General features: G+C 72.0%; 13 protein-coding genes. 11 read left to right on the forward strand and 2 right to left on the reverse strand.

Going from position 1 to position 12714, the window contains the following annotated elements:
• Nucleotides 1–58: 58 nt before the first annotated feature.
• Nucleotides 59–2254, reverse strand: a complete 2196-nt coding sequence (locus CP984_RS33970; protein ID WP_030178061.1) for an elongation factor G-like protein EF-G2 — start codon at nucleotides 2252–2254, stop codon at nucleotides 59–61.
• Between the two features lie 321 nt (nucleotides 2255–2575).
• Between CP984_RS33970 and pgsA the strand changes: the two genes are divergently transcribed.
• The 3 genes from pgsA to CP984_RS33985 are packed head-to-tail and all read left to right on the forward strand — an operon-like array spanning nucleotide 2576 to nucleotide 5411.
• Complete coding sequence (pgsA, locus tag CP984_RS33975; RefSeq protein WP_003984818.1) at nucleotides 2576–3232, forward strand: phosphatidylinositol phosphate synthase; 657 nt, start codon at nucleotides 2576–2578, stop codon at nucleotides 3230–3232.
• Nucleotides 3229–4254 (forward strand): phosphatidylinositol mannoside acyltransferase, encoded by a 1026-nt coding sequence (locus CP984_RS33980; protein ID WP_003984817.1) that lies wholly within the window; start codon nucleotides 3229–3231, stop codon nucleotides 4252–4254. Before pgsA ends, CP984_RS33980 begins: the two co-directional genes overlap by 4 nt.
• Nucleotides 4251–5411 (forward strand): glycosyltransferase family 4 protein, encoded by a 1161-nt coding sequence (locus tag CP984_RS33985; protein WP_003984816.1) that lies wholly within the window; start codon nucleotides 4251–4253, stop codon nucleotides 5409–5411. The genes CP984_RS33980 and CP984_RS33985 overlap by 4 nt, the downstream gene beginning before the upstream one ends.
• A 34-nt stretch (nucleotides 5412–5445) precedes the next feature.
• On the opposite strand, the gene CP984_RS33990 is transcribed toward CP984_RS33985, so the two are convergent.
• Entirely contained in the window at nucleotides 5446–6150 is a 705-nt protein-coding gene (locus CP984_RS33990; protein WP_003984815.1) for a VC0807 family protein, read from the reverse strand.
• Between the two features lie 155 nt (nucleotides 6151–6305).
• On the opposite strand from CP984_RS33990, the gene CP984_RS33995 reads away from it, so the two are divergent.
• The 8 genes from CP984_RS33995 to yajC all read left to right on the forward strand — a co-directional run bounded on the left by CP984_RS33995 (nucleotide 6306) and on the right by yajC (nucleotide 12692).
• Nucleotides 6306–6851, forward strand: a complete 546-nt coding sequence (locus CP984_RS33995) for a hypothetical protein (RefSeq protein WP_003984814.1) — start codon at nucleotides 6306–6308, stop codon at nucleotides 6849–6851.
• Between the two features lie 111 nt (nucleotides 6852–6962).
• Nucleotides 6963–7892 (forward strand): pyridoxal 5'-phosphate synthase lyase subunit PdxS, encoded by a 930-nt coding sequence (gene pdxS, locus CP984_RS34000; protein WP_003984813.1) that lies wholly within the window; start codon nucleotides 6963–6965, stop codon nucleotides 7890–7892.
• Nucleotides 7893–7938: 46 nt separating this feature from the next.
• Nucleotides 7939–8526: a pyridoxal 5'-phosphate synthase glutaminase subunit PdxT gene (pdxT, locus tag CP984_RS34005; RefSeq protein ID WP_003984812.1), complete on the forward strand. Its 588-nt coding sequence runs from the start codon at nucleotides 7939–7941 to the stop codon at nucleotides 8524–8526.
• A gap of 111 nt (nucleotides 8527–8637) precedes the next feature.
• Entirely contained in the window at nucleotides 8638–9390 is a 753-nt protein-coding gene (locus CP984_RS34010; protein ID WP_003984811.1) for a YebC/PmpR family DNA-binding transcriptional regulator, read from the forward strand.
• Between the two features lie 152 nt (nucleotides 9391–9542).
• On the forward strand, nucleotides 9543–10166 hold the full coding sequence (gene ruvC, locus CP984_RS34015) for a crossover junction endodeoxyribonuclease RuvC (RefSeq protein ID WP_003984810.1): 624 nt from the start codon (nucleotides 9543–9545) through the stop codon (nucleotides 10164–10166).
• The gene (gene ruvA, locus CP984_RS34020; protein ID WP_003984809.1) at nucleotides 10163–10783 is read left to right on the forward strand and encodes a Holliday junction branch migration protein RuvA; all 621 of its coding nucleotides are present in this window, start codon (nucleotides 10163–10165) and stop codon (nucleotides 10781–10783) included. The genes ruvC and ruvA overlap by 4 nt, the downstream gene beginning before the upstream one ends.
• A gap of 100 nt (nucleotides 10784–10883) precedes the next feature.
• Complete coding sequence (gene ruvB / locus CP984_RS34025; protein WP_003984808.1) at nucleotides 10884–11966, forward strand: Holliday junction branch migration DNA helicase RuvB; 1083 nt, start codon at nucleotides 10884–10886, stop codon at nucleotides 11964–11966.
• Nucleotides 11967–12128: 162 nt separating this feature from the next.
• A complete protein-coding gene (gene yajC / locus CP984_RS34030) occupies nucleotides 12129–12692 on the forward strand; it encodes a preprotein translocase subunit YajC (RefSeq protein ID WP_003984807.1) in 564 nt (187 codons plus the stop codon).
• The last annotated feature ends 22 nt before the right edge of the window (nucleotides 12693–12714 follow it).

Genomic DNA, 12714 nt, shown 5'->3' on the forward strand with positions numbered 1-12714 from the left:
CAGCCTACCGGCCGACGGCCGCCCGGGAAGGGCCGAGGGGCCGCCGGCCGGCCAGGACTCACGAACCCTCGTCCTCCTGTTCCCGCAGCCGGGCGGCGAGCTGCGGCGGCATCGGCTCGTGCCGCGCGTAGGACCGGTGGAAGCGCCCGGTGCCGTGCGAGAGGGAGCGCAGGTCCACGGCGTACCGGCTGATCTCGATCTCCGGCACCTCGGCCCTTACGAGGGTGCGGCCGTGCCCGGCCTGCTCGGTGCCCACCACCCGGCCACGCCGCCCGGACAGATCGCTCATCGCCGCGCCGACGTACTCGTCCGCCACCAGGACGGTCACCTCGGCCACCGGCTCCAGCAGGTGGATACGGGCGTCCGAAGCGGCCTCGCGCAGCGCCAGCGCCCCGGCCGTCTGGAACGCGGCGTCCGAGGAGTCCACCGAGTGGGCCTTGCCGTCCAGCAGCGTGACCCGGACGTCGACCAGCGGATACCCGGCCGCCACACCCCGCGCGGCCTGGGCCCGTACGCCCTTCTCGACGGACGGGATGAACTGCCGGGGCACCGCGCCGCCCAACACCTTGTCCACGAACTCGATGCCGCTGCCGCCGGGCAGCGGCTCCACCTCGATCTCGCAGATCGCGTACTGGCCGTGCCCGCCGGACTGCTTCACATGCCGCCCGCGGCCCGCCGCCTTGTCGCCGAAGGTCTCGCGGAGCGGGACCTTGTACGGCACGGTGTCGACCTGTACGCCGTACCGCGACCGCAGCCGCTCCAGCGCCACGTCCACATGCGCCTCGCCCAGGCACCACAGCACCACCTGATGGGTGCCCTGGTTGTGCTCCAGGCGCATCGTCGGGTCCTCGGCGACGAGCCGGGACAGGCCCTGCGAGAGCTTGTCCTCGTCCGCCTTGCTGTGCGCCTGGATGGCGACCGGCAGCAACGGGTCCGGCATGGACCACGGCTCCATCAGGAGCGGCGCGTCCTTGTCGGACAGGGTGTCGCCGGTCTCCGCGCGGGTCAGCTTCGCCACACAGGCCAGGTCGCCGGCGATCGCCCTGGTCAGCGAGCGCTGCGTCTTGCCGAACGGGGCGGACAGCGCGCCGATCCGCTCGTCCACGTCGTGGTCCTCGTGGCCCCGGTCCTGCAGCCCGTGCCCGGACACGTGCACCGTCTCGTCCGGGCGCAGGGTGCCGGAGAAGACCCGTACCAGCGAGAGGCGGCCGACGTACGGGTCCGAGGAGGTCTTGACCACCTCGGCGACCAGCGGGCCGGCCGGATCGCAGGTCAGCGCGGGGCGGGGCTTGCCGTCGGGAGTGGTGACGGCCGGGGCCTCGCGCTCGGCGGGGGTGGGGAAGCCACGCGCGATCAGGTCGAGCAGCTCGATGGTGCCCAGCCCCTGCCGGGCGCCCTCCGCGGCCGGCGCCGCGGCGAGCACGGGGTGGAAGGTGCCGCGCGCGACCGCCGTCTCCAGGTCCCCGACGAGCGTCTTGAGGTCGATGTCCTCGCCCGCCAGATAGCGGTCCATCAGGGACTCGTCCTCGCTCTCGGCGATGATGCCCTCGATGAGCCGGTTACGGGCCTCCTCGATCAGCGGCAGCTCGTCGGCCTCCGGCGCGCGCTCGACGCGTTCGCCGGAGGAGTAGTCGAAGACCCGCTGGGTGAGCAGGCCGATCAGGCCGTGCACGGGGGCATGGCCGTCGGCGCCCGCCGCGCCGTACAGCGGCAGGTACAGGGGGAGCACGGCGTCCGGGTCGTCGCCGCCCAGGGTGGTGCCGCACAGCCGGGTCATCTGGTCGAAGTCCGCGCGGGCCGCCTCCAGGTGGGTGACGACCAGCGCGCGCGGCATGCCGACCGCGGCGCACTCGTCCCAGACCATACGGGTCGCACCGTCCACCCCGTCCGCCGCCGAAACGACGAAGAGGGCCGCGTCCGCTGCCCGCAGACCGGCCCTCAATTCCCCGACGAAGTCGGCGTACCCTGGGGTGTCCAATAGATTGATCTTGATGCCGCCCCAGTCCACCGGGACCAGGGACAGCTGTACCGACCGCTGCTGCCGGTGCTCGATCTCGTCGTAGTCCGACAGGCAGCCGCCGTCCTCCACCCGGCCCGCCCGGTTGACCGCGCCGGTCGCCAGGGCCAGCGCCTCCACCAGCGTCGTCTTCCCCGCACCACTGTGGCCGACCAGCACCACATTCCTCAGGGACGTGGGCTGGTCGGCCGATGTCGCCCTGCCGGCGGCTCCCGGATGTGTCCTCTTCTCGCCCATGTGCCTCGCCTCCCGGTCGACACTTTGCGGTGGTTCGAGCTTTCCACCCTGGTCATGGCACGTCCATACATCGCACAAGGGACGATCAGGGATCTTGCGGGACGCGCCGAGCGGGTGCCTCAGGCGGTGCGGCGGTCCGTGCCCCGGCGGTGTGACGCCCCGCACCCCGGCGGTGTGACGGCCGCCGCGGCGCCGTCCTGGCCGGTCACCGGCAGTGCGCCGGGCCGTGGTGCGTTCGCGGTACGCGGGTGCCGCCTGGCTACGATGGGCCAGCCGGTGGCCCCTTGACCGCGCGGCCCGTATCGACCTTTCGGGAAGGCCATGCTGAACACGTACGCGCGTGCATTCTTCACGCGTGTCCTCACGCCATTCGCCGCCCTGCTCATCCGCCTCGGGGTCAGCCCGGACGCGGTCACCCTCGTCGGCACGGGGGGTGTGGTGGCGGGGGCCCTGGTCTTCTTCCCGCTCGGCGAGTTCTTCTGGGGCACGATCGTCATCACCCTGTTCGTCTTCTCCGACCTGGTGGACGGCAACATGGCGCGGCAGCTGGGCCGGTCCAGCCGCTGGGGCGCCTTCCTGGACTCCACCCTCGACCGGGTCGCCGACTCGGCGATCTTCGGCGGACTGGCGCTCTGGTACGCGGGGGCCGGCGACAGCCTGTGGCTCTGCGCGGTGGCGATCTTCTGCCTGGCCAGCGGGCAGGTGGTCTCGTACACCAAGGCCCGGGGCGAGAGCATCGGACTGCCGGTCAACGTCAACGGACTCGTGGAGCGGGCCGAGCGGCTCGTCATCACGCTCGTCGCGGCCGGGCTCGCCGGACTGCACGCCTTCGGGGTACCCGGCGTGCAGTACCTGCTGCCGGTCGCGCTGTGGGTGGTGGCCGTCGGCAGCGCCGTCACCCTCGCCCAGCGCGTGGTGACCGTACGCCGGGAGTCCGCCGAGGCCGACGCCATCGCACAAGGGGGGAACAGCGCGTGACGCGCCCGACTCGTACGGTCCCCGACCGTATCCGCACGATCATCGACCGCGAGAAGCTGACCGACGGGGCATACGCCCTCGGCTGGAAAGCGGTCAGAAAACTGCCCGAACCGGCCGCGAAGGCGCTGGGCCGGCGGATCGCCGACACCGTCTGGAAACGGCGCGGCAAGGGAATCCTCCGCCTGGAGGCCAACCTCGCACGCGTCGTACCCGACGCCACCCCGCAGCGCCTCGCCCAGCTCTCCCGCGCCGGGATGCGCTCCTACCTGCGCTACTGGATGGAGTCCTTCCGGCTGCCCGCCTGGAGCAAGGAGCGGATAAGAGGCGGCTTCGCGCCGGCCGACGTGCACCACCTGGTGGACGGCCTCAAGAGCGGCCGCGGCGTCATCCTCGCCCTGCCGCACATGGGCAACTACGACCTCGCGGGCGCCTGGGTCACGACCAAGCTGGGCGTGCCCTTCACCACCGTCGCCGAACGCCTCAAGCCCGAATCGCTCTACGACCGGTTCGTCGCCTACCGCGAGGGCCTGGGCATGGAGGTGCTGCCGCACACCGGCGGCGCCGCGTTCGGCATCCTCGCCCGGCGGCTGCGGGCCGGCGGCCTGGTCTGCCTGGTCGCCGACCGCGACCTGTCCGCCTCCGGCATCGAGGTGAAGTTCTTCGGCGAGGCCGCGAAGATGCCGGCCGGACCCGCGATGCTCGCGGTGCAGACCGGGGCGATGCTGCTGCCGGTCACCCTGTGGTACGACGAGAGCCCGGTCATGCGGGGGCGGGTGCACCCGGAGATCGAGGTGCCCCAGACCGGGACCCGGGCGGAGAAGGCCGCGGCCATGACGCAGATGATGGCCGACGCGTTCGCCTCCGGCATCGCCGATCATCCTCAGGACTGGCACATGTTGCAGCGGTTGTGGCTCGGTGACCTGGAGCCGCGCGAGCCCGCGCGGCGGACCGACGTGCCGGACGGCGGCGCGCCGGGTACGGACGGGGCGCCCGCGGGCGCACGGCGGACGGAGCGGTCTTGAGGATCGGAATTGTCTGTCCGTATTCGTGGGACGTCCCCGGTGGCGTCCAGTTCCACGTACGGGACCTGGCCGAGCATCTGATCCGGCTGGGGCACGAGGTGTCCGTCCTCGCCCCGGCGGACGACGAGACACCGCTGCCGCCGTACGTGGTCTCCGCCGGACGCGCCGTACCCGTGCGGTACAACGGCTCGGTCGCCCGGCTCAACTTCGGCTTCCTGTCGGCCGCCCGGGTCCGCCGCTGGCTGCACGACGGCGCGTTCGACGTCATCCACATCCACGAACCCGGCACGCCGTCGGTCGGGCTGCTCGCCTGCTGGGCCGCGCAGGGCCCGATCGTGGCCACCTTCCACACCTCCAACCCGCGCTCCCGCGTCATGATCGCGGCGTATCCGATCCTGCAGCCCGCGCTGGAGAAGATCAGCGCGCGGATTGCGGTGAGCGAGTACGCGCGGCGCACCCTGGTCGAGCACCTCGGGGGCGACGCGGTGGTCATCCCCAACGGCGTCGACGTGGACTTCTTCGCCCGGGCCGAGCCGAGGCCGGAGTGGCAGGGCCGCACGATCGGCTTCATAGGACGCATCGACGAGCCCCGCAAGGGGCTGCCCGTCCTGATGCGGGCGCTGCCGCGGATCCTCGCCGAGGTTCCGGACGCGCGGCTGCTGGTCGCCGGCCGCGGCGACGAGGAGGAGGCCGTCGCGGAACTGCCCGCCGAGCTGCGGTCGCGGGTGGAGTTCCTGGGGATGGTCAGCGACGAGGACAAGGCGCGGCTGCTGCGCAGCGTGGATCTGTACGTCGCGCCCAACACCGGGGGTGAGTCGTTCGGGATCATTCTCGTCGAGGCGATGTCGGCGGGGGCGCCGGTGCTTGCCAGTGACCTCGACGCGTTCGCGCAGGTTCTGGATCAAGGGGAGGCGGGGGAGCTGTTCGCCAATGAGTCCGCGGAGGCGCTCGCCGCCGCGGCTGTGCGTCTTCTCGGTGATCCGGCGCGTCTGGAGGAGCTGCGGGAGCGGGGGAGCCGGCATGTGCGGCGGTTCGACTGGGGGACTGTGGGGGCCGACATTCTTGCGGTGTACGAGACGGTTGCTTCGGGGGCGGCGGCTGTGGCTACGGATGAGCGGGTGGGGTTTCGGGGGCGGTGGGGGTTGGCTCGGGAGTAGGGGGCCCTGGTCCGCGCATGCGGGGAGGGTCCCCTTACACACCCCCTCCGGTCGGTTTGGCGAGTGCGGGTCGGTGGGGCTCCTGGTGACTGGGGCGGGAACCCAGTAGGGAGATGCCGTGCCGGGCTCGGAAACGGCGGGCTCGGCGGAGTGTGATCAGTACGGTGGCGCCCAGTACGACGGCTGTCTGGCAGCGGCCTATCAGCGGGACCACGTCTACGGGGAGCGTCAGGGCGGTGATGACTCCTACGGTCGCGTCGAGGAGTTGGCCTCCGCCCCATAGTGCGGTGAGTTTGCGCAGCTCCTTGCGTAGGGCGGGGGTTGTCTGCCACAGGTGGTCGCGTTCGGTGGCTGCTGTTTCGCCTCCCAGCCGGATGCCGAAGTGGTAGGCGAATGGGCGCTGCGTGAGCAGTGAGCCCGTTATCCAGGCGCCCAGGGCCACCGACATGCCTACGTCCTTCAGCAGGAGTACGCGTGGGCTGCCGCTGATCAGTGATGTGGCGGCGGATATGGCCAGCAGGCCGGCGACGAACAGGTCGATGCTGTCCGTACGGCGGCCGGTGGCTACGGTCCACACCACTCGTAGGGCCGGGACTGCGCTGCTGAGCAGTAGGGCCAGCCACTGCTCGGCTCCTTGCGCGCGTAGGACGTAGAAGAGCGCGAGTGGCAGTACGGCGTTGATGGTGAGGGAGCGGGCGAGCGGGCCCCACGGGCCGCGACGCCGGCTGGGCTGAGTCATGGGTCGGCCTCCTGACCGGTGCGGAGCGGGTACCGAAAACGCTAGGGACGGGGGGCGCCGGGCGGATCGGAGTACGGGTGGGTTCCCGTGGCCCCGTCTCCACCTCCGGCGTCCACCCACGGGTTGAAGCGGGGCGGCCGGTACTGTGACCCGGCGTGACCACTTTGATCTGGATCGCGGCGGCCCTCGTCGTCATCGGCGTCTATCTGAGCTGGACCGCGGGGCGGCTGGACCGTTTGCACGCGCGCATCGACGCGGCCCGCGCGGCGCTGGACGCGCAGTTGTTGCGCCGTGCCTCGGTGGCCCAGGAGCTGGGGACGTCGGGGCTGCTCGACCCGGCCGCGTCGATCGTGCTCTACGAGGCGGCGCACGAGGCGCGGCAGGCGGCCGAGGAGCAGCGGGAGGTGGCGGAGAGCGGGCTGAGCCAGGCGTTGCGCGCGGTCTTCGACGACGAGGGGCAGCTGGAGGCCGTACGGGAGGCGCCCGGGGGGGAGCAGACGGTCGCCGAGCTGACGGCGGCGGTGCGGCGGGTTCCGATGGCGCGGCGGTTCCACAACGACTCCGTACGGGCGGCCCGTGCGGTGCGCCGTCATCGGGTGGTGCGGTGGTTCCGGCTCGCGGGCCATGCGCCGTTCCCGATGGCCTTCGAGATGGACGACGAGCCGCCGGCTGTCCTGGGGGACCGGTCGGCGGGCCGGTGATCCGGGGCGGGCCACGAGCCACCGCCTTGTAATTGGCCCTTTTCAGTGGCCCCCGGCAAACGGTTGTGTGGGCGGCGGAGTACATCCGCCTGCACCGAGTGAGGTCATACCGTGTCCACCACGCCCAACGCCACGTCCGCCACCGCTGCCGCCGGTACGCCCGAGACCGGAACCGCCCGCGTCAAGCGCGGCATGGCCGAGCAGCTCAAGGGCGGCGTGATCATGGATGTCGTCACGCCGGAGGAGGCGAAGATCGCCGAGGACGCCGGCGCCGTCGCGGTGATGGCCCTGGAGCGGGTCCCCGCGGACATCCGCAAGGACGGCGGCGTGGCCCGTATGTCCGACCCGGACATGATCGACGGCATCATCGAGGCGGTGTCCATCCCCGTGATGGCCAAGTCGCGTATCGGGCACTTCGTGGAGGCCCAGGTCCTGCAGTCGCTCGGTGTCGACTACATCGACGAGTCCGAGGTCCTCACCCCGGCCGACGAGGTCAACCACTCCGACAAGTGGGCCTTCACCACCCCGTTCGTCTGCGGCGCGACCAACCTGGGCGAGGCGCTGCGCCGGATCGCCGAGGGCGCTGCCATGATCCGTTCCAAGGGCGAGGCCGGTACCGGCAACGTCGTCGAGGCGGTGCGCCACCTGCGCCAGATCAAGGGCGAGATCGCCAAGCTGCGCGGCTGTGACAACAACGAGCTGTACGCCGCCGCCAAGGAGCTGCGCGCCCCGTTCGAGCTGGTCAAGGAGGTCGCCGAGCTGGGCAAGCTGCCGGTCGTGCTGTTCTCCGCCGGCGGTGTGGCCACTCCGGCCGACGCCGCGCTGATGCGCCAGCTCGGCGCCGAGGGCGTCTTCGTGGGCTCCGGGATCTTCAAGTCCGGCGACCCGGCCAAGCGCGCCGCCGCCATCGTGAAGGCCACCACCTTCTACGACGACCCGAAGGTCGTCGCGGACGTCTCCCGCAACCTGGGCGAGGCCATGGTCGGCATCAACTGCGACACCCTCCCCGAGGCGGAGCGCTACGCCAACCGCGGCTGGTGAGCGGGCCCGGACACGAGGGAACGGCGAGCGGGAGAGCGACGGACGGATGAGTAACCCCACCATCGGCGTGCTGGCCCTCCAGGGCGATGTGCGCGAGCACCTGACGGCGCTGGCCACCGCGGACGCCCTGGCCAGGCCGGTGCGCCGGCCGGAGGAGCTGGCCGAGGCCGACGGCCTGGTCATACCGGGCGGCGAGTCGACGACCATGTCCAAGCTGGCGGTCGTCTTCGGGATGCTGGAGCCGCTGCGGGAGTTCGTGGCTTCCGGCAAGCCGGTCTACGGCACCTGCGCGGGCATGATCATGCTGGCCGACAAGCTGCTGGACGGGCGCGCGGACCAGGAGACCCTGGGCGGCATCGACATGATCGTGCGCCGTAACGCGTTCGGGCGGCAGAACGAGTCCTTCGAGGCGGCCGTGGAGATGGCCGGCGTCGCGGGCGGGCCGGTCGAGGGCGTCTTCATCCGGGCGCCCTGGGTGGAGTCGACGGGCGCCGCCGTCGAGGTGCTGGCCACGTACGACGGGCACACCGTGGCGGTCCGGCAGGGTAACGTCCTCGCCACGTCCTTCCACCCGGAACTCACCGGCGACCACCGGGTGCACGCGTCCTTCGTGGACATGGTGCGCCGCGCCTGACGGTCCCGCGGGGCCCGGGCCGCCGCCCTCGTGTGTGCGGCGGCCCGATCCCGTCCCGGTAGGATCTGTGGCGTTCGTTTCTCAATCTGGTTACGCGAAGGAGACAGGCGGATGTCCGGCCACTCTAAATGGGCTACGACGAAGCACAAGAAGGCCGTGATCGACGCCAAGCGCGGCAAGCTCTTCGCGAAGCTGATCAAGAACATCGAGGTCGCGGCCCGTATGGGCGGCGTCGACCTGGACGGTAACCCGACGCTCTACGACGCCGTCCAGAAGGCGAAGAAGCAGTCGGTCCCGAACAAGAACATCGACTCGGCGATCAAGCGCGGCGGCGGTCTCGAAGCCGGCGGCGCCGAGTACGAGACGATCATGTACGAGGGCTACGGCCCGAACGGTGTCGCGGTGCTCATCGAGTGCCTGACCGACAACCGTAACCGCGCGGCCTCGGACGTCCGCGTGGCCATGACCCGCAACGGCGGTTCGATGGCCGACCCGGGCTCGGTGTCGTACCTGTTCAACCGCAAGGGCGTGGTGATCGTCCCCAAGGGCGAGCTGACCGAGGACGACGTGCTGGGCGCGGTCCTGGACGCGGGCGCCGAGGAGGTCAACGACCTCGGTGAGTCCTTCGAGGTGCTCAGCGAGGCCACCGACGTGGTCGCGGTCCGCACCGCGCTCCAGAAGGCGGGCATCGACTACGACTCGGCCGACACCAACTTCGTGCCGACCATGCAGGTCGAGCTGGACGAAGAGGGCGCCCGCAAGATCTTCAAGCTGATCGACGCGCTGGAGGACAGCGACGACGTGCAGAACGTCTTCGCCAACTTCGACGTCTCGGACGAGGTCATGGCCAAGGTCGACGCCTGACGGGCGGGCGGCCGCGCACGTGGCGGGCCGGCGGGGACACACCCCGCCGGCCCGTTCTGCGTTGTCAGTGGCAGCCGATACTGTGCTGATCAGGGGCGACACGGCCCCGAGTCGAACAGTTGGTCCAACAGGAGAAGTGGGGGAGCGGGCCGATGAAGGTGCTGGGGGTGGACCCGGGGCTGACCCGCTGCGGCGTCGGCGTGGTCGACGGCGTCGCGGGCCGCCCGCTCACGATGGCCGGCGTCGGCGTCGTACGGACGCCCGCCGACGCCGACATCGCGCACCGCCTGGTCCTCATCGAGCGCGGCATAGACGAGTGGCTCGACGAGCAGCGTCCCGACTGCGTCGCCGTCGAGCGCGTCTTCAGCCAGCACAACGTCCGTACGGTCATGGGCACCGCCCAGGCCAGCGCGGTCGCCATGCTGTGCGCGGCGCGCCGCGGGCTGCCCGTCGCGCTGCACACCCCCAGTGAGGTCAAGGCCGCCGTGACGGGGTCGGGCCGCGCCGACAAGGCGCAGGTCGGAGCCATGGTCACCCGGCTGCTCCGGCTGGACGCGCCCCCCAAGCCGGCCGACGCTGCGGACGCGCTCGCGCTGGCCATCTGCCACATCTGGCGCGCCCCCGCCGTCAACCGCCTCCAGCAGGCCCACGCGGCCAACCGCCTCCAGCAGGCCCAGGCCGCCGCCCGGGCCCGCCCGGCGCCGGCCGGCGTCCGACGTACTCCCGCACGCGCTCTCGGACCGCGCTCCGAGGCACCCCAGAAGGGCACCCGATGATCGCCTTCGTCTCCGGCCCGGTCGCGGCCCTGGCACCGGACACCGCCGTCGTGGAGGTGGGCGGTATCGGCATGGCCGTGCAGTGCACCCCCGGCACCCTGTCCGGACTGCGCGTCGGCCAGCAGGCCAAACTGGCCACCTCCCTCGTCGTACGGGAAGACTCGCTCACCCTGTACGGCTTCGCCGACGACGACGAGCGGCAGACGTTCGAGCTGCTGCAGACCGCCAGCGGCGTGGGCCCGCGGCTGGCGCAGGCCATGCTCGCGGTGCACTCCCCGGACACGCTGCGCCTCGCCGTCGCCAACGGCGACGAGAAGACGCTCACGGCCGTGCCCGGCATCGGCAAGAAGGGCGCCCAGAAGCTGCTGCTGGAGCTGAAGGACCGGCTCGGCGCCCCCGTCGGCACGGGCGCAGCGGGCGTCGGGAGCGCCGTGACGGCGGGGTGGAGCGACCAGCTGCACGCCGCGCTGATCGGCCTCGGGTACGCCACCCGCGAGGCCGACGAAGCGGTGTCCGCCGTCGCGCCGCAGGCCGAGGCGGCGCTCGCCGAGGGCGCGGCGCCGCAGGTGTCGCAGCTGCTCAAGGCGGCCCTCCAGTCGCTGAACCGGGCCCGGTGAGCCCGGTGCGAACCCGGACCGGCGGCCCCGGCCACCCCCGTAAGAACCGCGACGCGAAGCCGGCCGACCGCGCCGGTACGACCACGTGAGGCAGGACGCAGTGAACTGGGACGAGCCCACCGAGCTCCAGGGCGGTACGGAGCAGCGCGACCGGCTGGTGGGGTCCGACGCGGACGGCGAGGACACCGCGGTCGAGGCCGCCCTGCGCCCCAAGGACCTGGGGGAGTTCGTCGGCCAGGAGCGGGTGCGCGAACAGCTCGACCTGGTGCTGCGCGCGGCCCGCGCCCGCGGCGCCACCGCCGACCACGTCCTGCTCTCCGGCGCCCCCGGCCTCGGCAAGACCACCCTCTCCATGATCATCGCCGCCGAGATGGGCGCCCCGATCCGCATCACCTCCGGCCCCGCCATCCAGCACGCCGGCGACCTGGCCGCCATCCTGTCCTCCCTCCAGGAGGGCGAGGTGCTCTTCCTCGACGAGATCCACCGGATGTCCCGGCCCGCCGAGGAAATGCTCTACATGGCCATGGAGGACTTCCGCGTCGACGTGATCGTCGGCAAGGGCCCCGGAGCCACCGCCATCCCCCTGGAACTGCCGCCCTTCACCCTGGTCGGCGCCACCACCCGGGCCGGGCTGCTGCCCCCGCCGCTGCGCGACCGCTTCGGCTTCACCGGCCACATGGAGTTCTACGCCCCCGGCGAACTGGAACGCGTCATCCACCGCTCCGCCGAACTGCTCGACGTGCACATAGAAGCCGAGGGTGCCGCGGAGATCGCCGGGCGCTCCCGCGGCACCCCGCGCATCGCCAACCGCCTGCTGCGCCGCGTGCGCGACTACGCCCAGGTCAAGGCGGACGGCGTGATCACCCGCGAGACCGCGGCCCAGGCCCTGGACGTCTACGAGGTCGACGGCCGCGGCCTGGACCGCCTGGACCGGGCGGTGCTGACCGTGCTGCTCAAGCTGTTCGGCGGCGGCCCGGTGGGCCTGTCCACCCTGGCCGTCGCGGTGGGGGAGGAGCGTGAGACCGTCGAGGAGGTCGCCGAACCGTTCCTCGTACGGGAGGGCCTGCTCGCCCGCACCCCCCGGGGCCGCATCGCCACCCCCGCCGCCTGGACCCACCTGGGCCTGACCCCGCCCCACCAGCAGGCAGGCGGAACCGGGCAGCAGGGCCTCTTCGGGGCGTGACGGCGCGGGGACTCGCCGGGTCAGGAACCGCGGTGCCATGCTGGGCGTTGTTCCACTGGTGCGGACTCGCTTAGACTCCGCCGATGCCGACCGTATGGTCCGGCATTCCCACCCCCGTATATCAGACCGCCGCGCCGCGGTCGTGCGAAGGATTTCCGTCCCGTGAGTATCGTGACTCTCCTCCCCTTCATCGTCCTCATCGGGGCCATGTTCCTGATGACCCGCTCCGCCAAGAAGAAGCAGCAGCAGGCGGCGCAGATGCGCGACGAGATGCAGCCCGGCACCGGCATCCGGACGATTGGGGGCATGTACGCCACCGTCAAGGAGATCCACGACGACACCGTCCTCCTTGAGGTGGCCCCGGGCGTGCACGCCCTCTACGCCAAGAACGCGGTCGGCGCCGTCCTCGCGGACGAGGAGTACAACCGCATCCTCGACGGCGCCGAGGGCAAGGACCACCCGGTCGTCCCGGACGACGCCTCCTCGCTGACCGAGGCCGCCCCGGCCGCCACCGCCGCGGACGACAAGGCCGACGACAAGGCCGCGAACCTGGACAAGTCGCCGAAGGCCGACCTCACCAAGTCCGAGCCCGCCGCCGACGCGAAGGACGCCGAGAAGGCCCAGGACGCCGAGCCGGCGGAGAAGACCGAGGCCGCCGACGAGGCCGGCACCGGCACGCAGGCCGGCAAGGCCGACAAGAAGGACGGCGGCGCCGACGCGAAGTAGCCACGCGCCGACGGAACCGCGG

Source organism: Streptomyces rimosus (assembly GCF_008704655.1).
Taxonomy (GTDB): Bacteria; Actinomycetota; Actinomycetes; order Streptomycetales; family Streptomycetaceae; genus Streptomyces; species Streptomyces rimosus.